This is a genomic window from Hymenobacter canadensis (assembly GCF_027359925.1).
Lineage (GTDB): Bacteria > Bacteroidota > Bacteroidia > Cytophagales > Hymenobacteraceae > Hymenobacter > Hymenobacter canadensis.
Genome location: NZ_CP114767.1, coordinates 2,540,591 through 2,563,061, shown reverse-complemented (window position 1 = coordinate 2,563,061; position 22,471 = coordinate 2,540,591). Strand labels below are relative to the sequence as shown.

The window sequence follows — 22,471 nt, the reverse complement described above, 5'->3', positions numbered from 1 at the left end:
TGAAAAAATGAGGTGATGAGGTGAATGGTGATGGGGTGACAGGTCGAGCCGTTAGGGCAGTTGCGACAGCAGGTCGGTGAGGGCTTGTGCGCAGCTGCAATAGCGGAACCGGAAGCCGGCTTCCAGTAGCCGCTGGGGCACCACTTTGCGGCTTTTGAGGAGCAGCTCGGTTTCGGTGCGGAGCACGAAAGCGCCGATTTCGAGCAGCCAGCGGGGCTGCAGTAGGTGCCAGCGTGGGCGGTAGTGGGCCTCGAGCAGGGCCATGAGCGCCGCGTTGGGCAGCGGCTCCGGGGCGCACAGGTTGAAGGCGCCCGCCAGCGCCGGATGCGCTACCAGAAACTCCACGGCCCGGCAGAAGTCCTCGATGTGCAGCCAGCTTACCCACTGCTGCCCGTGGCCGTGCGGCGTGCTGAGGCCCCGGCGCGCCAGCCGGGCCAGCGTAGGCAGCGCCCCGCCGTCGGCACCCAGCACAATGGCCGTGCGCAGGGCCACGCGGCGAGTACGGGGCAAAGCGGCCAGGTTGAACTCGGCTTCCCACTGCTGAGCCACCATCTCCGAGAACCCGCGCCCGACCCGACCGCTGGCCTCCGTATTGGCCGGGGCTGGTCCGGCCGTGTCCTCGTAGATAGTGGCCGTAGAGGAATTCAGCCACAGGGCCGGTGGATTGCGGCAGGCCGCTATGGCTTCGCCCAGCACCCGGGTGCTGTCGGTGCGGCTGCGCACGATGGCGTAGCGGTTGACGGCGTGATAGCGGCAATCAACGGAGCGGCCGGCCAGGTTGAGCACTACCGCGGCACCTTCCAGGGCAGCAGCCCAGGGGCCGAGGGTGCGGCCGTCCCAGGCAAGGTCGTCGGGGTGGCGGGAGCGGCGGCTGAGCGCCCGGACCCGGTAGCCGGCCCGGGTGAAATAGTGCCGCAGGTGCTGGCCCAGAAAGCCCGTGCCGCCGGCCAGAATAAGAAGTGGGGGTTCCATAAAACACGCTTAGAAGCTGTTTAAGTTAATCAGCCGGGATTAGCTTTGCTTGATGCAGCAGAAGCGGTATAGTTCAGACTTGACAGAGCGTCAGTGGACGAAGCTAGCGCCCTTATTCGTGGTGCAGCGCACGAGTAAGTGGCCGCTGCGCGCGGTGGTGAATGGCATCTTTTACGTGCTCAAAAACGGTTGTGTGTGGCGCGACGTGCCGGCAGACTTCCCTCCCTGGCCTACAGTGTACTATTATTTCAGCAAGTGGACCGCCGATGGCACTTGGCAGCGAGTGAGTGGTTGTTTGACGCTTGAAGCCCGCGAGCGGGTAAAAAAAACGCCCAGCCCACGGCGGCTATCCTCGACAGTCAAAGCGTGAAGAACACGGCCACCAGCACCCGCCAAGTGGGCTACGACGCGGGCAAACGCATCAAGGGCCGCAAGCGCTTCTTTCTGGTCGACACACTGGGCAATCTGCTTACCTGCTGCGTAGTGGCAGCCCACTGCCACGATGGGGCCAGCGCCGCCCGCCTCTGGGACGCACTGGCGCTGGGCAGCGAGTTGCTTGACCGGCTGCAGACCGTGTTCGTGGACGGCGGCTTTGGCCGCCGCTTCCGCCAGCACTTGGCGGGCCGAGGCCTGCAGGCACAGGTGCCGATGGGCGTAGTGGCCGATAAAGGCCGCTTTTTTATCCACGCCAAGCGCTGGGTCGTGGAACGCAGCATTGCTTGGGCCGGTACCAACCGCCGTTTGGCCAAAGACTACGAACGAAAAACCCAGCACGCCAACGCCTGGCTATACTTAGCCAACATCCGACGACTCACCAAGCTAACTTAAACAGCTTCTTAGAAGGGAAGAAGAGAGAAACTTCGCCGGCAGATAAGTAATCGTGTATATCAAACTTTCAATAATTATTGAAATATAATAGCCAAAAAAAGGTTTATCGAAGTCCTACGGTCACGGCCGCATCAGCTTCATGAAGGTGCTCAGAAACCAGTTCTCATCGGCCTTGATGAGCGTGGAGGCGGCCCGGTCGGCGAAGCCGGCAAAGCCCTGAATGCTGCCAATCATGTGGGTGAAGGCCGCCACCTCTTCGGGCGTAGCGGTGGGGGAGGGCTCTACCTCGCTGATTTCGCCCAGCACGCGCATAATAGGCTGCAATTCACGCTTGCGGCGCTCCTGCAGAATCAGGGTGGCTACCCGGTGAATGTCCTTCTCGCCCGAGAAAAACTCGCGCCGCTCGCCGGGCCGCAGCTCCTTGCGCACGATGCCCCAGTCCATGAGGGCACGCACGTTCAGGTTCACGTTGCCCCGCGAAATCTGCAACTGCTCCATGATGTCCTCGGTGCTGAGCGCCCCCGCCGATATCAGCAGCAACGCGTGCACCTGCGCCATTGTGCGGCTCACGCCCCAGGCCGAGCCCAGAGTGCCCCAGCCTTCAATGAATCTGCGCTTGGCTTCGTCGAGTTGCATGGTTCAAATGTAGTGGAGTATTTCAAACTTTCAATAAAAATTGAAAGTTTATTTTCAACGGGCTATCCGGATGATATCCAGCACCGCACCAACTACACCTGCAAGGGCCACCACGAAGGCAAATAGCCCCAGTATTGTGCTCACCGGGAACAAGATCAGACCCAAGACTACGAATAAAGCGGCCCCAGCCAGCAGCAGTAGCAGATGGAACACGCCAAACACCACGCCGCCCTCCGCAGGCTGCCGCCGATGCTGCGCCTCAGCCCGCGGCGCCTGGTAGCGGCGGGATGAGTTGGCGCGGGCACTGGTAGCTTTTGCCCGTGGCATCACGGAGCGGGTGAGGGGCCGCAGCACCAGATCTGTGGCGGGGCGGGCGCGCAAACTGCGCTTGAACTCCGGAAGTGGAAGCGTGGATGAGGCCGGCCAAGCGGTGTCGGTGGTGACGGGCGTTTCAGCGGCCGCCTGATACTGGGTAGATGGCGGCAGTAACAGCCGCTGCTCTACGCGGCAACTGGCCAGGCTCCAACCCAAGCTAAAAAGCAATGTAATGGCTCGGGGAAAAAGTTGGGGCTTCATGTCCAGTGAAAAATTGTTAAGATCAGCCGGAATGCTACTTTGGCAACATCAGCACGCGAGATTCCTCGCGGTGCTTTGAATGACTTTCTGCTGCCTGGTCTGCGTAGCCGAGCACGCAGTAGCGCGAACTTTGTAGTTCGCGTCCCCGCGCCGTCAAAGTCATCTGAACGGCGCGGGGACGCGAACTACAAAGTTCGCGCTACAGTACTACAGCAACCCGCGAACTGCCCTAAATCAGCTGACAGGCGTCGATTTCCATTTCGCGCATTTTGCGGATGAACTCTTTGGGCTCGATGCGGTAGCGGCGGGAGTAGGTGTCCACGGCCAAGTGCTCGTGGGGTTCGGCGAACTTGATTTCGAGCTTTTTGGAGCCGGTGGCGCTTTCCACGGCTTCCATGAAGCGGTCCATGAAGGGCTCCGTGATGGTGCGCAAATCCAGTTGCACGCGCACGCCGTTGGCGAGCTTCTCGGCCACGTTGAACAGCGGCTCCATGGTCATGATCTTGAACTCGAACTGGTCGGAGTCGCGGAAGCGCTGGGCGTATTTGCCGCGGATGAACATGGGCGGCACCTGCTCCTTATCGTAGTTGCGGGGGTTGATGAGGGCCGAGAACTTGGAGTAGTCGTCGCGGAACAAAGCCAGGTTGAGGCTGCTCTCGTAGTCTTCCACGTTGAAGCTCACGAAGGGCTGGCCGGTCTTGGTAGTTTTGAACAGCACGTTGGAAATCAGGCCGGCCACGGTCACGTCGCGGTTTTTGTAGGTCTCAATCTTGTCGAGCCCGCAGGTGCAGTAGGAGTCGATTTCGAGCTTGAAGTCGTCCAGCGGGTGGCCGGAGAGGTAGAAACCCACGATTTCCTTTTCGCGGCGCAGCTTCTCGGTGGGGCTCCAGGGCTCCAGGTCCTGGATTTTGGGCATCGGGATGGCCATTTCGCCGCCCCCGCCGCCAAAAAGGCTCTGCTGGGCCGATTCCTTGGCGGCTTGGTGCTGCTGGCCCACCTTCATGGCCTTCTCGATGAGGTTCTGGTCGCCGGTGGGGGCTTCCAGGAACTGACGGCGGTGGTAGCGGTCAAACGAGTCGAAGGCGCCGGCCTGGGCCATGCTCTCGAAGGTTTTCTTGTTCACGGCCCGCAGGTTTATGCGGCGCGCAAAGTCAAAGATGTCGGCGTAGTGGCCGCCTTTCTCCCGCTCCTTCACGATTTCCTCCACGGCTGCCTCGCCCGAACCCTTCATGGCGGCCATGCCGAAGCGGATCTGACCCTGGGCGTTTACGTTGAACTTCAGGATGGATTCGTTGACATCGGGACCGAGCACGGCCACGCCCTGCTTGCGGGCTTCCTCAATGAAAAACGTCACCTTCTTGATGTCGCCCATGTTGTTGGTGAGTACGGCGGCCATGTACTCGGCGGGGTAGTGGGCCTTGAGGTAGCCGGTCTGGTAGGCCACTACCGAGTAGGCGGCGGAGTGGGAGCGGTTGAAGCCGTAGGCTGCAAATTTCTCCATCACGTCGAACACCTCGTTGGCCTTCTTGGCCTTGATGCCGTGCAGCTTCTCGGCGCCCTCGCAGAACTTCTCCCGCTCCAGGGCCATCTTCTTCATGTCCTTTTTCCCCATGGCCCGGCGCAGCAAATCGGCGCCGCCCAGGGAATAGCCGGCCAGAATCTGGGCCGTCTGCATGATCTGCTCCTGGTACACCATGATGCCCTGGGAGTAGTTCAGGATGGGCTCCAGCAGCTCGTGGGGGTAATCCACCTCCTCGCGGCCGTGCTTGCGGTTGATGAAGTTCGGGATGAACTGCATCGGGCCGGGCCGGTACAGGGCGTTCATGGCAATCAGGTCCTCGATGTTGGTGGGCTTGAGGTCTTTGAGGTACATGCGCATGCCCTCGCTCTCGAACTGGAACGTGCCGATGGTGTCGCCGCGCTGGTAGAGCTCGTAGGTCTTCTGGTCGTCAATCGGGATTTCGTCGATGTCGATTTTGACGCCGTGGTTGCGCTCAATCAGGTTGATGGCATCGACGATGATGGTCAGGGTTTTCAGGCCCAGAAAGTCCATCTTCAGCATCCCGGCACTCTCAATCACCTTGCCATCGAACTGCGTAATCAGCAGGTCCGAATCCTTGGAGGTGGAAACGGGAATGTACTTGGTGATGTCGTCGGGGGCGATGATGACGCCGGCGGCGTGGATGCCGGTATTGCGCACCGAGCCTTCCAGCTTGTGGGCCAGGCGCAGAATCTGGCCGCGCAGGTTGTCGGGGGCGTCGTCGCGGAGGATGTAATCCAGTTCGGGGTTTTCGGCGAAGGCCTTGGCTAAGGTTGTCCCAACTTGCTCGGGCACCATCTTCACCAGGTCGTTTGCAAGCTGCAACGGCAGCTCCATGGCCCGCGACACGTCTTTAATGGACGATTTGGCGGCCATCGTGCCGAAGGTGATGATCTGGGCCACCTGGGTTTTGCCGTACTTGTCCACCACATAGTCGATGACGCGCTGGCGGTTCACGTCGTCGAAGTCGATGTCGATATCGGGCATGGACACGCGCTCCGGGTTCAGGAACCGCTCGAACAGCAGGGAGTACTTAATCGGGTCGATGTTGGTGATGCCCACGCAGTAGGCCACCGCCGAGCCCGCCGCCGAGCCCCGGCCCGGCCCGATGGCTACGCCATTGTTGCGGCCGTGGTTGATGAAGTCCTGGGTGATGAGGAAGTAGCCGGCAAAGCCCATCGTCTCAATCACGCGCAGCTCGTAGTCGAGGCGCTCCTCGATTTCGGGGGTGCGGTCGGAGTAGCGGCGCTTCGGGCCTTCGAAAGCTCCCTTGTAGGTGAGGTGGCGCAAAAAGGCGTCGGCCGTCGGGTGCTCGGGGGGCAGGGGGAAGTTGGGGAGCAGAATGTCGCGCTGCAGCTTGGGCGGCGTGATTTTGTCCACGATTTCGTTGGTGTTGTCCACGCTCTCGGGCACGTCGGCGAACAGCGCGTTCATCTCGGCCTGGTTCTTAAAGTAGAACTGGTCGTTGGCGAAGCCGAAGCGGGCCCGGGGCTTGGGCGACTGCGCTTCCTCGTCGATGCGCTGGAGCTGGCGGCGGATGTGAGCATCCTGGCCGGCGAGGGGGCGCAGGTTGTCGAGGTGGTCGTAGTGAACTTTGTTGTCCTGGGAAATCAGGCGAAAATACTGCGTCTGGAAGTCGCCGACCGGGATGCTGTGCTCCTCGCCGGTGTTCACGCACAGCAGAATATCGTGGGGCGCGAAGTCAGTCTGCTCCACGTAGTGCGAGTCGTTGGTGCAGATAACCTTCACGTTGTACTTCTTCGCCAAACCCAGCAGCACCTGGTTCACGTCTTCCTGGCTTTTGCCGGTGCCGTCGAAGTTCATCAGCCCGTGGCGCTGAATCTCGATGTAGTAGTCGTCCTCGAACACGTCGAGCCACCACTTGAGCAGCTCCTCGGCCTTGGCCTCGCTCTGAAACAGGATGGCCTGCGGAATCTCGGCCCCGATGCAGCAGGAAGTGGCAATCAGGCCCTTGTGGTACTTGAGCAGCAGCTCCTTGTCAATGCGCGGGAATTTGCTGTACACGCCCTCGATGAAGCTCATCGAGCAGAGCTTGCTCAGGTTGTGGTAGCCGTCCTGGTCCTTGGCTAGCAGCAGCTGGTGGTAGCGCTTGTCCCGCTCGCCTTTCTCGCGGCTGAAGGCCTTTTTGTGGCGGTCTTCCACCATGTAGAACTCGCAGCCCACAATCGGCTTCACGTTGTACTTGTTGGCCTCGGCCACGAAGTTGAACGCCCCAAACATGTTGCCGTGGTCGGTGAGGGCCACGGCCGGCATGCCGTCGGCCTGGGCCTTCTTCATCAGGGCCGAAATGCTGGCCTGACCGTCGAGAAGCGAATATTGGGTGTGCGAGTGGAGGTGCGAGAAAACGGGCATGGCGGCGGAATTAAGAATTAGGAATTGAGAAGTAAGAATGTGCTGATCGGCAACATTCCTGCTTCGCAATTCGGCCTTCGGCAAGAGTAAAGTTACCCACGAATCAGCGGCCGGGAAAGGTTGCGCGGCAACGGATTTTGGCGTATCAACTGGGAAGGTAGAACGCCGGGCGGGCGGGTAGGCGGCGGGCCGGAGCTCATCTGTAGCAAACGCCTTATCTTGTGGGAGCGTGCGCAATTATTCTGCGGCGGTTGCGGTTAGGAGGCAGCCGGCTTCTTGCCGGCCCAATGAGGACCGGTGGCTAGCACCGGCCGGCCGTTAGCAGCCCGATATGCCGGATCGAAAAATCATAGAAGTACCCTGCTATTTATATTCCCTGTCTTCTGTGGCCGTGCATCCCGGCCAATATCACGCATGAAATATCTGACTCCTTCCACCGACCCGGCCTATGATCCGGCCGCTCCGGTTTCGCGCTCCGGTGCCTTTTTCCAGCAGTTTATTCAGGACAAGCGCGACCTGCCGTTTGTGTACCTGATTCTGGAAATCTCCCTCACAATTCTGCCGCTGATAGCGCTGCTCTATGTGCCGGGCCTCGACCGGGGCCTGTGGTGGGCGGTGTTTGCCGTGTTTCTGGGCCTGACCACGTTTTTCTTCAAGGGGCCTTTCGGGCTGATGCTGCACTGCACCAGCCACCGCATCCTGTTCAAAAAGAAGTATGGCTACCTCAATCACTACATTCCGTGGGTAATTGGGCCGTTTTTTGGGCAGACGCCGGAAACGTACTTCACCCACCACATGGGTATGCACCACCCCGAAAACAACCTGCCCGACGACGGCAGCTCTACCATGTATTACCAGCGCGACTCGCTGGCCAGCTTCGGCCGCTACCTCGCCGATTTCTTCGTGCTGGGCATTCCGAAGCTGGTGCAGTACCTGGGCCGCACCAACAAGCACACGTTCCGGACGCGGCTGCTGCGCGGCGAGGTGGTGTATCTGGTGGCCTGCGTGGTACTGGGCTTTGTGAACTTGCCCGCTACCATCGCCGTGCTGATTATGCCCGTGCTGGTCACGCGCACCATCATGATGCTGGGCAACTGGAGCCAGCACGCTTTCATTGATGCCGCCGACCCCGCCAACTGCTACACCAACAGCGTGACCTGCATCAACACCAAGTACAACCACAAGTGCTGGAATGACGGCTACCACATCAGCCACCACCTCAAGCCGGCGCTACACTGGAGCGAGCATCCGGCGCACTTCCGCAAAAACGTGGCCCACTACGCCCAGAACAAGGCCATCGTGTTCGATGGGATTCACTTCCTGCACATTTTTGCCTACCTCATGACGCGCCGCTACGATTTGCTGGCCAGGAACTTCGTGAACCTGGAAAACCAGTTCAGCTCCGAGGCTGAGGTGGTGGCTCTGCTCAGAAGTCGCACGCGGCGGATTGCGCGTGTGCCTCAGGCAGTGCCGGAGCTGGCAATGGCGTAGGCCATAGCCGCCCGCAAATCCCACGCGCAAAGCAAAAGGCCGCCCGATAAGGCGGCCTTTTGCTTTGTGTAGTAGTGCAGGAGGTGGTCTGGAGCTGCCTATTCGGGCGTCTGGATGGTAAGGACTTCCCCGATTTTCACGCTGTTATCAGGCTTGTCGTTCCAGCTCTGCAGCTGGGCCGGCTTCACGCCATACTGGCGGGCAATGGCGAAAAGGGTTTCGCCTTTGGTGACGGTGTGGTGCCGCACGCCTTTGGAGGCATCGGGTTTGGCAGGCGCCGGCTTTGCCAGGGTGATGGGAGCTGCCAGCGGCCTGGCAGGAGCCGCGGCCAGGGAGTTGCCGGGCATTGTGGCGGGCGCGGTTGCGGAAGCTGGTTTGCCAGTAATAGCCAGCGCTTTTGGCGCTGATGCCGCCACCATTGCCTTTTCGGGAGTAGTGGTGGCTGGTGCTTTGGCGACGCTGCCGGCCGTGGGTTTGGCCCCGGCTGGTCTGGTCCCCAGGAAGCCCGTGGCAGCCAGCCGGTCGGCGGCGGCTTTGAGGCCGGGGCTGCGGGCGGTACGGGTGTTGAAGTCCTTATACTGGGGACTGCGCAGCAGGGTCTGCAGCTCAATTTGCCAGGGCTGCTGGCGCAGGCGCTGGGCCAGTAGCTGCTGCTGCTCGCGGGGCAGGCTGGCCGTGTAGGTGCTCAGGCGCTGATTGTAGGCCGGAATCTGGAGCAGGGCGGTTTCCACGAGCTGAGTGGCGCGGGCATCGTCGGCCTCGTAGTAAATGGCGCGCAGCTGCCGCACGCTGGCCTGCACCAGCCCCGACATCACCCGCACCGAATCTTCGGACAAGGCCACGCCGGGAGCCGGGGCGGCCGGGGTAGTTTGCTGGACCTGCGCGGCCAACGAAATCGGCAGCAACAGGCTGCTGAAGGTTAAAATTCGGGAAAGAAAACGCATCAGGGGAAAGAGAATAAAGGAATTCAGAAAGGGAAATAAATGCAGTAGCGGTACACCTGGTCAGGCAGGTCAGACCGCGCGGCACACTAAACGGCCCACTACTTGGCCGGCTGCACCAGCAGCACTTCGCCGGGCTTCACGTTGAAATCGGCCTTGTTGTTCCACTCCATAATCTGCTTGATGGTAACGCCGTATTTGCGCGAAATGGCATACATCGACTCGCCACCGGCTACCGTGTGGCGTACCATAGCCACGGCCGGAGTGGCGGTAGTGGTCGGCGCGGCTATTGAGGTGGCCGGTGTGCCCGCCGTCACGCGCAGCACCTGGCCCAGCCGCAACGACGGGCTCTGGGGCAGGTTGTTCCAGACAATCAGGTCGGCGGGCCGCAGGCCGTAGCGGCGCGCCACGGAGTAGAGCGTTTCCTTGGGCTGCACCGTGTGCAGGCCGCTGGCGGGCACCGGCTCTACCGGACCGGCGGCAGCGGGCAGCGTGGGCGGCAGCGGCCGGGGAGTAGCGGCCGGCTTGGGGGGCGCCTGCATTGCTGCCGGCGCAGCGGTGGCGGCTGGTTTGGGGGCTGGCTTCGGCGCGGCTACTGGGGCGGCAGGCTCGTCATCGGTAGCGGGCTCGTCGCCGATGGGGGTGGAGGCGGGGAGGGGCTTGCGGGCCGGCGGCGTGGCCGCTACGGGACGCGGGGCGGCCGGAGCGGCCGGTGCTGGGGCTGGCGCTTGCACTGGCTTCGGGGTCGGGATTGAGGCCGGGGCTGCCACGGGAGCTGGTCTCGGGGCCGGAACGGGGGCCACAACAGGCGGCGCGGCGGGCATCGTACCCAGCTCGTTCAGGTTTTCGGTGGTGGCGTCGGTGGCGGAATCAGGTTGCGTGACTGCGCCGGAAGGAGTTGGAGTGTCGTCGCCTTCGGTGGCGTCTTCCAGCTCCCGCATAGTGCTGGCCGTGTTGCCGCGGTAAGGCTCTGTTTCGTCGATGCGGCGCTTCTTCACAGCCGGCTTTTCCGGCGCCGGAGCGGACGGAGCCTCCTTGGGCGCTGGGGCTACCGAAGGGCGTTCAAAGGCCGCCAGCGCCTTTTCGTTTTTGCTGTCGGCGTACTCGATGGCGACGTCTTTGGGCCGGGTATGCTTCAGCCACAGAATGCGGCCGGGGCGCAGCTCCTCATTACGCGGCATGCGGTTCTTCGCCCAGATGGCCTTGGCCCGGATGCCGTACTTCTGCGACACCGTGGCCACGCTCTCGCCGGGCTGCGCTACGTGGTATTCCACCTCGCTTTTGTCGCGCTTCTTCTGCACGAAGTAAGGCTGGCCCACCACAATGTTGTCGAAGGCAAACAGGTCGTTGAACTGCATGAATTTACGCACCTTAAGCCCGGCGCGCTTGGCCATGCTTTCCTTGGTTTCGCCGGGCAGCGCCACCAGCGCCCGGATGCCGTTCACGCGCACGTAGTCGGCGTTCTGCGGGTCGGGTTTGGGCTGATTGAGCAGCTGGCCGGCGGTGGCGCTTTTCTGCTGGGCGGCCAGGGCCGTTTGCTGAATCGGGTCGGTGATGGGCACCAGCATCGTGTAGATGCGGTCCGTGGGCACGGTGGGCGTCAGCAGCCAGCGGTTGTGGCGGGCGGTTTCGGCGGGGTCAGTTTGCAGGCTCTGGGCAATGCCGGCCATGGATAGGCCGGGTGGCGCCGGAAACTCCTGCAGCTGCAACTGCGGCTTGGGGTTGTGCCCCACGGCGGGCTCGTAGGCCAGCTTGTGAGCCAGCATCGTCAGCACGTAGGCGTGGGTTTGCTCGGAAATCGGCATTTCCGTGGCGTCGAAGTCGGTGGGAAGGGTGTAGGGCTTCACGCCGCCCGAGCCCAGGTTGTAGCTGAGCAGGGCGTTCAGCCAGTTGTGCAGGGCGTTGTTGTTGCGCTTGAGGTACTTGGCGGCGGCCTTGCTGGACGCCACAATGTGCTTGCGCTCATCCACCACGTCGTTCATCACCACGCCAAAGTCGGCGGCGGTTTCGCGCTTGAACTGCCAGTAGCCCACCGCATCGTGGATGCTCTGGGCATCACCCTGCAGGCCGCTTTCCTGGATAACCAGAAAGCGGAAATCCAGCGGAAGGGCTTCTTCCTGAAACACCCGCTCGATGAGAGGAAAGTAGGCATCAGCCAGGTTCACGCGGGCCTGAAACGAGGCTGGATGGCTGCGCAGGGCGTCGACCTTCTGCTGCACGGCGCGGCGGCCGCCCTCGGTGAGGCGCAGGTGCAGGCCGGCAAAATCGAAGGTGGCCGGAACGGATACGCTTTGGGCGGCCGCCAGCAGCGGCAGCCAGCAAAGCAGCACGAGTACAATTCTTTTCATGACAGGCAACAAGCGCAGCTCTGGCTTCGCGACTTGTGCTCACCAGACTCCGACGTGTACAAAGTAGAAGAAAAAAACGCGGGAATCGGCACAAATAGCCCTGCTATACTGCATTAAGCCCAAGTCGATCCGCAAACCTGCCGGCGCTTTTACCTCTGAAAAGATTGGGTTGCACGCTGCCCGGAATTCAATTCCGGCCCGCTCCGGCCCAAACTCCCGGAAATGCAAAAAGCGCCGGCTTGGCCGACGCTTTTTCTACTAAATCAGACTACATGCCGCCACCAGGAGGCGGGCCGCCGGGCTGCCCGAAGCCGCCTGGGCCGCGCCGTCCGCCGGGGGCGTCGCCGCCTGGTAGGGCATCGGCGGGGCCGGCGCCGGCAAAGCTGCGGATGTTGTAAGTGAACATCAACATGAGGTAGCGCTGCAGGATGTTGGTTTGCACGTCCTCGGTGTAAGCGGCCGTGTTGTTGACCTGGATGCTGTTGTTCTGGCCCAGCAAATCAAAGGCGTAGAGCTTGATTTCAGCCTGCTGCTTCTGGCCCAGCTTCTTGCCCACTGAGCCGTTCCAGAGCACAAAGTTCTGGTTGAAGCCCGCCGACAAGCCCTGGTTGAGCTGGTGCGTCACGTCGGACTGCACCGTCACGCCCTTCACGATAATCCAGGAAAAGCGCAGGCTGGTGTTCTGCCGGAAGTACTGCCGGTCTACCTGGCCGAGCAGCGAGTTGCGCACGTAGCTCTGGCTGGAGTTCGAGGACAGCGTGAAGTCCAGCTCGGGGCTGATGTTGCTGCTCAGCACCGCACCCAGCCCAAAGGAAGGCGTACGGCTGTAATTCAGCTCGCTGAACACCAAACCCGGAGTCTGCGAGTAGGTGGCGTTGGCGTTCAGGTTAAGGTTGGACTTCACGAAGCTCAGCGGCAGGCTGTAGTTCAGGAAGGAGCGGAGCGTGTACTGCTGATCGACGTTGACGGGCCGCGTGAGCTGGCCGCCTACCGGGATGACAATACCGCCCTCCGTCACGGGCGAGGTACCGGCGTAGATGGTGTTGTTGGTGATGTAGTTATTAGTGTAGGAACCGCCAATCAGCGCAAAAAACGAGGTGGACTTCTCTGGCACCGCAGAGGAATACCGCAGAAACAGGTTGTGGCGGTACTCCTGGCGCAGGTCGGGGTTGCCGGTGGTGAGCTGCAGTGGGTTGGCGTTGTTCACCACTTCCTGCAGCTGACTGATGCTGGGGGCATTGGTGTTGGTGCGGTAGTTGAGCCGCAGGTTTTGCTGCTTCGAGAAGTTGTAGCGCACCGAGGCGTTGGGCAGCACGTTCAGGAAGCTACGTTCCGTGAGAGCCACGCGCGGAAACTCCTGGTCGGAGCGCAGCTGGGCGTTCTGCACGGCCGTGCCCACGGTCCACTGGAAGTCCTTGTTCTGGTAGCGGTACGTCAGCTCGCCCGAGTTGGTGAGGTAGCGGCTCTGGAATACGCTGCTGAGCGTGTCGTTGAGCAGGGAAAAGGCCTGCTCGCCCGGCGAGAAATCAAAGGTGCGCTTGTCCGACTCGTTGGGCGTGTACGACACGCGGTACTCGGCCTGCAGCTGGCTGAACTGGCTGAGGGGCTCGGTGTAGTTGACGTTGCCGGTCCAGGCCCAGCCTTGCTGCGTCAGCTCCGAAAACTGGTTGAGCAGCGTGGTGCGCCCGCCCACCGCCGAGGTCGACGACAGCAGGTTGTTGTCGCCGGCCTTGTCGTTATACGTCGTGTTCAGCCCCACCGAAACCGTGCGGCCGCGCTTGGCAAAACGGTGCCGGTACTGCAGCTGGTTGGCCGCCGTGATGCCCGTCAGGGCCGAGCGGTAGGTGCTGGTGTTGGCGCCCTGCGTTTCGCCGGCCACGTCGCCGGTGCTCAGGAACGTGCGCCCGTCGAGGCCGCTGTTGCCGGTGTTGCGTTGCACCGAGAGGCTGGGCCGCCAGATCAGCGAGTTCACCGAATCGAACTTGTGCTCCAGCCGCAGGTTGAAGCGGTTGTTGATGTTGCGGCTCGTATTCTGAGACAGTTCGTTGTAGCGCAGATCGTCCTGGGAGCCCTGCGGGGCCACGTAGCGACGCAGCAGGTTGGTGCGGGCCGCGTTGTCGCTGAGGTTAAAGAAGTAGCTGCCCTGCACGTCGGTTTTGGTGCCCCAGGTATCGGAGTAGTTCAGGCCCAAGGCGTGCGTTTTGCTGATGCCGCCCTGCTGGTTCACCAAGAAGTCGCCGGAGTTATTGCCGCTGCCCTGGCCTCCGCCGCCGGGCCGCCCGCCCTGGCCACCCCCGCGGCCACCCCGCGCCCCGCCACCCCCGCCCGACGAGGTACCCACCACGCCCAGCAAGTCTTCGGTGCCGAAGTTCTGCTCGTTCACGTTGTTGCTCTGGGCCACCACGCTCAACCGCTGCTTGCCCTTGAACTGGTTGAGGTTGCCGCTGAGCCGGTACCGGTCATCCTGGGGGCCGTAGCCGGCCAGCACCCGCCCAAACTTGCCGTTGCGAAACTGCGGCTTGGTGATGATGTTGATGGTTTTCTGCTGATTGCCGTCGTCGAAGCCCGTGAACTGGCTCTGGTCGGAGGCGCGGTCATACACCTGAATCTTGTCGATGACCTCGGCCGGAATGTTCTTGAGCACGGCGTCGGGGTCGTTGCCGAAAAACTCCTTGCCATCCACCAGCACCCGCTGCACCTGCTCACCCTGCGCCTGCACCTTGCCGCTGGTCGGGTCCACGGTCACGCCGGGCATCTTGGTGATGAGGTCCTGGGCGCTGGCGTCGGGGTTGGTCTTGAACGAGCCGGCGTTGAACTGGGCGGTGTCGCCTTTCTGAATGGCGGCTGCCGCTTTGCCCACCACTTCCACGCCCTTCAGGGCCACGCCCCCGGTGGCCAGCGCCAGATTGCCGAGCGCCAGCGGCTGCCCGCTCAGCGTCAGCTGCCGCTGCAGCGTCTGGTAGCCCAGAAACGAAATCGTGAGCTGGTAGCGGCCGTTGGGCAGACCGGTTATCGTGAAGTTGCCGTCGGCATCAGCCGCTGCCCCATTCTTCACCGAGTCGGCCGACAGGCCCCGCACCAATACATTGGCCCCAATTAGTGGCGCCTGGTCGGTGCCATCTACAATACGGCCACTGAGTGAGGATTGGGCGTGTGCCGCCAGCGTGGCGGTCAGCAGTACTATAACGGCAAGAAAGTGTCTGAGCATTAGCGAAAAGTCGGCGGAGAGATACGTCACCAGGAGCAATAGACGCAAATGCGCCTGCCGCGTTTACTCTTCGCCGAAAAAAGCCCGCCGCCTGCTACCGTTTCCGCACGAGCAGCAGGCCGTCGCGCAGGGGCAGAAACACGTTTTCCACCCGCTCATCGGCCTGCACCTTGTCGTTGAAGGCCCGCACGGCGTGGGTGTCCTTGTCGGAGGGCTTCACCACGTAGGAGTCCACCACCTTGCCTCCCCACAGCACGTTGTCGATGAGCAGGAACCCGCCTGGCCGCACCTGCGGCAGCACCAGCTCGTAGTAAGCGTCGTTGTTGATTTTGTCGGCGTCGATGAACACCAAATCCCAGGTTTCGGCCAGCGTCGGCACCACGTCGGCGGCCCGCCCGATGTGCAGGTGCAGGCGCTCAGTAAGGCCGGCCTCGGCCACGTAGCGCCGGATGCGGCTTTCCAGCTCGGGGTTGAACTCCACGGTGTGCAGCGCGCCATCAGGCGCCAGCCCTTCGGCCAGGCACAGGGCCGCGTAGCCCGTGAAAGTACCCAGTTCCAGTACCCGCCGCGGCCGCACCATGTGGCTGATCATGCTCAGCAGCCGGCCCTGCGCGTGCCCACTCAGCATGCGCGGCATCAGCGTCTGCACGTGGGTTTCGCGGTTGAGGCGCGCCAAGAGCGGCGGCTCAGGTGTGGTGTGCTGGTCGGCGTAGCGGAAAAAGTCTTCGGAATTCATGCGGCAATCAGGCAAAAAGCGAAGCCGGCGGCAGGGGCTGATAGATGCGCCGCCGGTGGTAGAGCAAGTGCTCCGGATGAGGATGATGACTGGGTGCTACCGTCAGCTGCCCAGGCTGGCCTAGCAGGCGAAAATCGTCCTGAATGGCCCAGGCGCCCCGGTCGAAGGTGACATGGTGGTTGGGGCAAAGACAGAGCAGGTTGCTGACTTTGTCGGGGCCGTGGTGTGTCCCACCCAGCGGCCGGATGTGGGCGGCTTCGGAATAGGCGCCGCCGGGCACGGGCAGCCGCGTACTGCACACCTGGCACCGAAAATCATAGAGCTGCTTTATGGCGTGCATCACGCCTGTGTCACGCACAAGCTGCTGCACCAGTGTCTGGCGCCGCCGGGGCAGGGCATATGGGGCTTCCGGTTCCTGCACCTGGGTCGTGGCAGGGGCTGCTGGCTGCGGCAACTGCTCTAGCCGAAACCGCCAGATACGGTGCCCCGACCGGCCCACTTCCTGGCTGAACTGCGTGACATAATACAGCCCGGCGTATTGATAAAATGCTAGGCTGCCTTCCTGCACTTTGCGAATCACGCGCACCGGTGTTTGCTGCGCAAAGCTCAAGCTCAACGCCAGATTGCCGCCCGTCAACTGTTGGTCAGCCACTTGGCGTCCGTCCTGGTTGCCACCTTCGCCGGTATACAGAATCGCGCTGCCCAGGTCCAGATCATCCTCGTAGCCACCAGAGAGTACAATGGCTTCGGCAGGATGCCCTTTCAGCCGGGAAATTCCTTTGTACAAGTCCCGATGCAAACCCGCCGCTTTTACCTCGACCCGATTGAGAAACTCATGTCCTGCCGAAATTTCCGGCACGTTCCCAAGCCTGACCGGAGTTGGATGCTGCGCCATCTGCTTACTCCGGCACGTACTGCAGCACGCTCAGGTTTTCGTCGGTGAGCACCTCGTTGGCCATTTCCAGTAGCTCGGAAGCCGTGATGGCGCGCACCCGGTCGAAGATTTCGTTGATGGACTCCACGCGGCCCAGGTCGAGGGTGCTTTTGGCCAGCAGCTGCATCATACCGCCGTTGCTTTCCTCGGCCATGGCCATCTGACCCATCAGCTGCTCTTTGGTGGTGTGCAGCTGCGCCGTGCCCAGCGCCTGCTCGCGTAGCCGCTTCAACTCCTTCTGCACCAACGACACGGTGCGGTTCACCTGCTTCTTCTCGGTGCCGAAGTAGATGCCGAACAGGCCCGTATCGGTGTAGGGCGAGTAGGTGGAGTCGATGGTGTACACCAGGCCGTACTTTTCGCGCACCGCCAGGTTGAGGCGTGAGTTCATGCCGGGGCCGCCCAGCAGGTTGTTGAGCAGGAAAAACGGAATCCGGCGCGGGTCTTCGATGGCGTAGGCGGGCCCCCCGATCAGGCAGTGGGCCTGCGTGATGGGCTTGCGCTCCAGCTGGTTGACGCGCTGGTAGCCGCTGAACGGCGTGCGGGGCCGCGCGCCCAGCTGCGCCGGCAGCGGTGCCAGGTACTTATCGGCCAGGCGCTTCACTTCCGAGAAGGGCAGGTTGCTGACGGTGCTGAACACCAGCCGGTCGGTGCGCACGTTTTCCGTGAGAAACTGCCGGAAATCGGCCTGCTGGAAGCTGCTGACACTTTCGCGGGTGCCTAGGATATTGTGGCCCAACGCGTGCTTGGCGAATACCACGTCGTCGAAGTCGTCGATGATGGCGTCTTCGGGGGCGTCCTGGTACATGCTCATTTCCTCCAGAATCACGCCGCGCTCCTTCTCAATCTCCTTTTCTGGAAACACCGAGTTGAACGTCAGGTCGGTCAGCAGCTCGAAGGCCCGCTCGAAGTGCGTGCTGAGCAGGGAGGCGTAGAAGCAGATTTTCTCCTTGGTGGTGTAGGCGTTCAGCTCGCCGCCCACGGTTTCGAGGCGGTTGAGGATGTGGAAGCTTTTGCGCTTCTCGGTGCCTTTGAAGGCCATATGCTCCCAGAAGTGCGCCAGCCCTTGCTGGGCCGGCTTCTCGTCGCGGGAGCCAATGTCGAGCAGAAAGCCCAAGTGCGCTATTTTGGTGTGTACTACTTGCTTATGCAAAACCCGGATGCCATTCGGCAACTCGTAGAGGTCGTAATCAGACATTGCGTAGGGGCTTGGGGTAGGGGGCGCCGGATGCGGAATAGTGTGCCCCGGCCCCATATAACCACGCCGGGGCGTAGCTGGTTGCAAAGGTACGACGCCGCGCAGGCTGTACCGTCATGCCAAGGCGCCGGCGAAGCGTTTGGCGTGCTGCTGTCGGAATTACCACTCCGGCGTCAGCACGCGAGATGCTTCGGCTGCGCCTCTGCATGACGTTCTTTTACCCCATTACCGCCTGCTCCGCCTCGGCCAGAGCCGCCAGTAGCTGCCGGGTTTCGATGCCGTAGGCGCATTGGAAGTGGCCCAGCGGGCACTTGGCGTAGCCGTGCAGGCCGCAGGGGCGGCAGTCCAGGTCGCCCTCGATTTCCACCACCCGCGAAAACGGACTGAGCGGCCCAAACCCGAAAAACGGCACCGTAGAGCAATACACGGCGCAGGTAGGCGCGCCCACCGCCGAGCACAGGTGCATGGGAGCCGAGTCGTTGACGTAGTTGAGCACGGCCCCGCGCATAAGGGCCGCCGAGGCCAGCAAGCTCAGCTTGCCGGCCAGGTTCAGCGTTTTCTCGCGGCCGCTGGCTGCCAGCAGGGCCTCGCAGGCTGCCACGTCGGGCGGGCCGCCGAGCAGGTACACCGTGTAGTGGGCCGGCAGGGCCGCCAGCAGCTTCAGCCATTGCTCCTGTGGAAACTGCTTGGTAAACCACACCGACGTGGGCGCAATGCACAGGTAAGGGCCCGCGGCGGCATACGGCGCGGCGGCGGCTTCATCGGCGGCGGTGGGGTAGAGGCGCGGGGCCGGGATGGGGCCGTCGTAGGCGGGGTCGAGCAGGTGCAGGTTGCGCGACACCTCGTGCACCCCGGCCCCGATGATGTGCGGCACGGCCCGCGTGAAGCCCCGCGCCAGCGGGTTCTTGTCGAAGCCAATCCGCTCCGGCGCGCCGGAAAAAGCCGTCAGGAAACCGGTGGAGGCGAAGCGCTGCAGCGTGATGACGCGGCCGTAGCCCGCCGCCCGAATCTGCTGCTGCAGGCGCCACAGGCCGCGGTACTTGTCCTGCTTTTTGTCCCATACCAACACCTGCCGCACGTGCGGATGCTGCTGCACCAAGCCCTCGTTGCCTTTGCGCACCAGAAAATCGACGGGCGTAGCGGGCTCGGTGCGGTGCAGGTGCTCCAGCAGCGCCGTGGCCAGAATCACGTCGCCGATGAAGGCAGTTTGGATGAGCAGCAGGGGCCGGGAGGAAACTTCGGGCATCAGGGCAGCAGGCAGGCAAAGGAGAGAAGCGGGGTACAATAATACGTAACTGCGGGCCGCTCTGGATCAAAAAAGTCCTAACAGGCTGGCAAAACCAGCTCCCGGCATTCTCCTAACTTGCAGCCGGCGCGCCCCGGCCGCGTCCTTCTGTCTTCACCACCCAAGCCCCGCCCCATGCGCTACGGTTCCATTGCCCCCGAGCTGTTCACCGAAAACCGCCGCCGCTTCCGCGAGCTGCTGCCGCCGGCCTCGCTGGCCATTTTCCACTCCAACGACGTGCTGCCGACCAACGCCGACGGCACCATGGCTTTCCGCCAGAACAACGACCTGTTCTACCTCAGCGGCGTTGATCAGGAGGAAAGCATCCTCGTTATCTTCCCCGATGCGGTGCTGCCGCAATACCGCGAAATCCTGTTTCTGAAGGAAACCTCCGAGCATATTCTGGTGTGGGAAGGCTACAAGCTCACCAAGGAGCAGGCCCGCGCGCAAACCGGCGTGCGCACCATCATGTGGCTCGACTCCTTTAAGAGCGTGCTGCCGGCCCTCATGAACGAGGCCGAAAACGTGTACCTCAACTCCAATGAGCACATCCGGGCCACGGTGGACGTGCAAACCCGCGACGCCCGCTTCGGCAAGGAGCTGCGCGAGGCCTACCCGCTGCACCAGTACCGCCGCGCCGCCCGCCTGCTGCACCAGCTGCGCGCCATCAAGAGCCCCGAGGAAATCCGGCTGATGCAAAAGGCCGCCGACATCACCGGTGACGCCTTCCGCCGCCTGCTGGGCTTCGTGAAGCCCGGCGTGATGGAGTATGAGATTGAAGCCGAAATCTTCCACGAGTTTCTGCGCCAGGGCTCGCGCGGGCCGGCCTACGGCAGTATCATCGCCTCGGGCGCCAACGCCTGCATCCTGCACTACGTCAGCAACGACCGGGAATGCAAAGACGGCGACGTCATGCTGCTCGACTTCGGGGCCGAATACGCCAACTACGCCGCCGACCTCTCGCGCAGCATCCCCATCAACGGCCAGTTCACCAAGCGCCAGCGCGACGTGTACGAGGCCGTGCTGCGGGTGATGAAGTTTGCCACCAGCCGCCTGGTGCCCGGCGGTAATATTGAGGAGTACCACGCCGCCGTGGGCCAGTTTATGGAGCAGCAGCTGATCGAGCTGGACTTGTTGAACGCCGCCGACGTGAAGAACCAGGACCCCGCCGCGCCGCTCTACAAGAAGTATTTCATGCACGGCACCAGCCACTACCTCGGCCTCGACGTGCACGACGTGGGCTTCAAGTACCGCACCTTTGAGCCGGGCATGGTATACACCTGCGAGCCGGGCATCTACATTCGCGAGGAAGGCCTCGGTATCCGCCTCGAAAACGACATTCTCATCACCAAAACCGGCAACGACGACCTGATGAAGAATATCCCGCTGGAAGTGGCCGACATCGAGCGCCTGATGGCCGCCGCCCGGTAGCCATACTACCAAACCTGCTGTATCCCGAAAAGCCGCCTGCTGAAATCAGGCGGCTTTTTGTTGTACTATGACAGGAAGTTGGTACCCGCTGGCAAGGGCCCCGCCGGGGCAGGGCGGCGGCGCGGTTGGCCGTGAAAATCAGGCACTGAGGGCGCCGGTTTGCGTCCTCCCAACCCGGAATTGTGCCGGAGCCACCCCCGGCCAATCCGGCTCGGATAGCAACTTTCCGGGCCGGCTGTAGGTATAGCACTCTATTCCTGAGGGGTGCCGGGCGGTGAAGCCGGGCCTTTTTCGGGGCGATTCTGTTCACCAAAAGCTTTGGCTATGAGAAACCTACTAACTCCCTGCGTGGCGCTGGGACTTACCCTGCTGGCGGCCGCACCCCGCGCACAGGCCCAGACTGCCGACCGCAAAACGGCCATCAGCCTCTACGGTAGCGCCTACCAGTACAAGGGCAATTTCGGCTCCAACTTCTGGAAGTGGTCCGACAACAACTACGGCCCCGGCATCACCTTCAGCCGCTACCTCACGCCCGGCCTCGATCTGGGGTTGAGCGGTGCGTACGTGGAGCTGAAAAGCACGCCTGAGCAAAGCGCCACCCGCTTCAATTCCAACTTCAGCACCAACGTGGTGAACGTGAACCTGGCCCTCAAGCTGAAGCTGAATAACGGCTGGGCGCTGAAGGAAGACGCTTTCATCCAGCCCTACCTGCTGGCGGCGCCCGGCTGGGCCTTCACCAGCCGCGAGGGTACTTTCAACGGCCAGCGCACGGATGAGGACAAGAGCTACTTCGACCTGTTCGGGGCCGCTGGTATCAACTTCCGCCTTTCCGAAGCAGTAGGCCTGTTCGTGCAGACCGGCCAACACGTACCGCTGAAAGCCAACATTGATGGCGACCCGGTGCGCGACAACGATGCCTGGGATGACCGTTACCTGCAGCACACCGTGGGCCTTACCGTGGCCCTGGGCAAAGCCAAGGACGAGGATATGGACGGCGTGCCCGACCGCAAAGACAAATGCCCCTCTACGCCTTCGGGCGTGGCTGTAGATGCCAACGGCTGCCCGCTTGACGGCGACGGCGACGGTGTGGCTGATTACCAGGACAAGTGTCCCACTGAGAAAGGCACCGCCGCCCTCGAAGGCTGCCCCGACCGTGACAACGACGGCGTGCGTGACTCCGAAGACGACTGCCCAGACGAAGCTGGTACGGCTGCCCTCCGTGGTTGCCCGGATGCTGACGGCGACGGTGTAGCCGACAAAAACGACAAGTGCCCCGGCACCCCGGCTGGCACCCAGGTAGATGCCAACGGCTGCCCGCTGGTGCTTGACGCCGACAACGACGGCGTGAAAGACGACGTGGACAAGTGCCCTGACACCCCGGCCGGTTCGCGGGTAGATGCCAATGGCTGCCCCATGACCATCGACCCAGCTGTGAAGGCGCTGGAGAAGCCGGTTCGCTTCAACACCAATAGCACGGTTATCACTACGGCTTCGTACCCCACGCTGAACAAGATGGTGCAGGCCCTCAAGGACCACCCCGAGTACAGCCTGCGCGTAGTGGGCCACGCCGATAGCCGTGGTACCGACGAGTACAACCAGGGCCTCTCGGAGCGCCGCGCTGGTTCGGTGAAGCGCTACTTCACCGGCAAGCAGCTCGATCCTGCACGCATCGTGACGGAAGGCCGCGGTGAAAGCCAGCCATCGTCGCCCAACACGTCGTCGAAGAATATGAGCCAGAACCGCCGCGTAGAATTCAACTTCGAGTTCTTCGTGCCCGGCACGCCGCAGCCATAATACTGGCAGCGTACCAACAAGCCAAAGCGGCGGACCCGGTGGGTTCGCCGCTTTTGTGTGTAGAGGGCTATATAATTAAGGCGGATCTGAAACATAATAGAGAATGTATATATCAATAAAAGCCTGTAGGACAAGGGGTAAAACAGGTCAAGGCGAAATAGAATCTTGATTAAGCACAAC

Annotated in this window: 16 protein-coding genes; 5 read left to right on the top strand and 11 right to left on the bottom strand. The window is 62.2% G+C overall.

Annotation, left to right across the window (positions count from 1 at the left end):
- Nucleotides 1-51 precede the first annotated feature (51 nt).
- The gene (locus tag O3303_RS10950) at nt 52-972 is read right to left on the bottom strand and encodes a TIGR01777 family oxidoreductase (protein WP_269558457.1); all 921 of its coding nucleotides are present in this window, start codon (nt 970-972) and stop codon (nt 52-54) included.
- Nucleotides 973-1,024: 52 nt separating this feature from the next.
- On the opposite strand from O3303_RS10950, the gene O3303_RS21960 reads away from it, so the two are divergent.
- Together O3303_RS21960 and O3303_RS10945 are read left to right on the top strand one after the other, a co-directional pair.
- Nucleotides 1,025-1,342 carry a transposase gene (locus O3303_RS21960; protein ID WP_350356579.1) on the top strand — a complete coding sequence of 106 codons (318 nt, stop codon included), beginning with the start codon at nt 1,025-1,027 and terminating at the stop codon, nt 1,340-1,342.
- Entirely contained in the window at nt 1,339-1,800 is a 462-nt protein-coding gene (locus tag O3303_RS10945; RefSeq protein ID WP_269558456.1) for a transposase, read from the top strand. The genes O3303_RS21960 and O3303_RS10945 overlap by 4 nt, the downstream gene beginning before the upstream one ends.
- Before the next feature lie 120 nt (nt 1,801-1,920).
- Here O3303_RS10945 and O3303_RS10940 read toward each other — a convergent pair whose 3' ends face one another.
- The 3 genes from O3303_RS10940 to dnaE form a co-directional block, all read right to left on the bottom strand.
- Nucleotides 1,921-2,436 carry a GbsR/MarR family transcriptional regulator gene (locus O3303_RS10940; RefSeq protein WP_269558455.1) on the bottom strand — a complete coding sequence of 172 codons (516 nt, stop codon included), beginning with the start codon at nt 2,434-2,436 and terminating at the stop codon, nt 1,921-1,923.
- 54 nt (nt 2,437-2,490) lie between these two features.
- Nucleotides 2,491-2,979, bottom strand: coding sequence for a hypothetical protein (locus tag O3303_RS10935; protein ID WP_269558454.1), 489 nt, complete (start codon nt 2,977-2,979; stop codon nt 2,491-2,493).
- 262 nt (nt 2,980-3,241) lie between these two features.
- Nucleotides 3,242-6,925, bottom strand: coding sequence for a DNA polymerase III subunit alpha (dnaE, locus tag O3303_RS10930; protein ID WP_269558453.1), 3,684 nt, complete (start codon nt 6,923-6,925; stop codon nt 3,242-3,244).
- A 414-nt stretch (nt 6,926-7,339) separates the two neighbouring features.
- Here dnaE and O3303_RS10925 point away from each other — a divergent pair, with 414 nt between their 5' ends.
- Nucleotides 7,340-8,416: a fatty acid desaturase family protein gene (locus O3303_RS10925; RefSeq protein ID WP_269558452.1), complete on the top strand. Its 1,077-nt coding sequence runs from the start codon at nt 7,340-7,342 to the stop codon at nt 8,414-8,416.
- Nucleotides 8,417-8,514: 98 nt separating this feature from the next.
- Here the strand turns inward: O3303_RS10925 and O3303_RS10920 are convergent, their stop codons facing one another.
- The 7 genes from O3303_RS10920 to O3303_RS10890 all read right to left on the bottom strand — a co-directional run bounded on the left by O3303_RS10920 (nt 8,515) and on the right by O3303_RS10890 (nt 19,027).
- Nucleotides 8,515-9,360 carry a LysM peptidoglycan-binding domain-containing protein gene (locus tag O3303_RS10920; RefSeq protein ID WP_269558451.1) on the bottom strand — a complete coding sequence of 282 codons (846 nt, stop codon included), beginning with the start codon at nt 9,358-9,360 and terminating at the stop codon, nt 8,515-8,517.
- A 98-nt stretch (nt 9,361-9,458) separates the two neighbouring features.
- Entirely contained in the window at nt 9,459-11,705 is a 2,247-nt protein-coding gene (locus tag O3303_RS10915; protein ID WP_269558450.1) for a LysM peptidoglycan-binding domain-containing protein, read from the bottom strand.
- A gap of 268 nt (nt 11,706-11,973) precedes the next feature.
- Nucleotides 11,974-14,913: a TonB-dependent receptor gene (locus tag O3303_RS10910; RefSeq protein WP_269558449.1), complete on the bottom strand. Its 2,940-nt coding sequence runs from the start codon at nt 14,911-14,913 to the stop codon at nt 11,974-11,976.
- 94 nt (nt 14,914-15,007) lie between these two features.
- Nucleotides 15,008-15,649, bottom strand: coding sequence for an O-methyltransferase (locus tag O3303_RS10905; RefSeq protein ID WP_269558448.1), 642 nt, complete (start codon nt 15,647-15,649; stop codon nt 15,008-15,010).
- A gap of 7 nt (nt 15,650-15,656) precedes the next feature.
- Nucleotides 15,657-16,544, bottom strand: coding sequence for a YDG/SRA domain-containing protein (locus O3303_RS10900; RefSeq protein ID WP_269558447.1), 888 nt, complete (start codon nt 16,542-16,544; stop codon nt 15,657-15,659).
- Nucleotides 16,545-16,548: 4 nt separating this feature from the next.
- Nucleotides 16,549-17,781 carry a M16 family metallopeptidase gene (locus O3303_RS10895; protein WP_269558446.1) on the bottom strand — a complete coding sequence of 411 codons (1,233 nt, stop codon included), beginning with the start codon at nt 17,779-17,781 and terminating at the stop codon, nt 16,549-16,551.
- Between the two features lie 217 nt (nt 17,782-17,998).
- Nucleotides 17,999-19,027 carry a glycosyltransferase family 9 protein gene (locus O3303_RS10890; RefSeq protein WP_269558445.1) on the bottom strand — a complete coding sequence of 343 codons (1,029 nt, stop codon included), beginning with the start codon at nt 19,025-19,027 and terminating at the stop codon, nt 17,999-18,001.
- A 174-nt stretch (nt 19,028-19,201) separates the two neighbouring features.
- Between O3303_RS10890 and O3303_RS10885 the strand changes: the two genes are divergently transcribed.
- A complete protein-coding gene (locus O3303_RS10885) occupies nt 19,202-20,497 on the top strand; it encodes an aminopeptidase P N-terminal domain-containing protein (RefSeq protein ID WP_269558444.1) in 1,296 nt (431 codons plus the stop codon).
- A gap of 324 nt (nt 20,498-20,821) precedes the next feature.
- Nucleotides 20,822-22,291, top strand: a complete 1,470-nt coding sequence (locus tag O3303_RS10880; RefSeq protein WP_269558443.1) for an OmpA family protein — start codon at nt 20,822-20,824, stop codon at nt 22,289-22,291.
- The last annotated feature ends 180 nt before the right edge of the window (nt 22,292-22,471 follow it).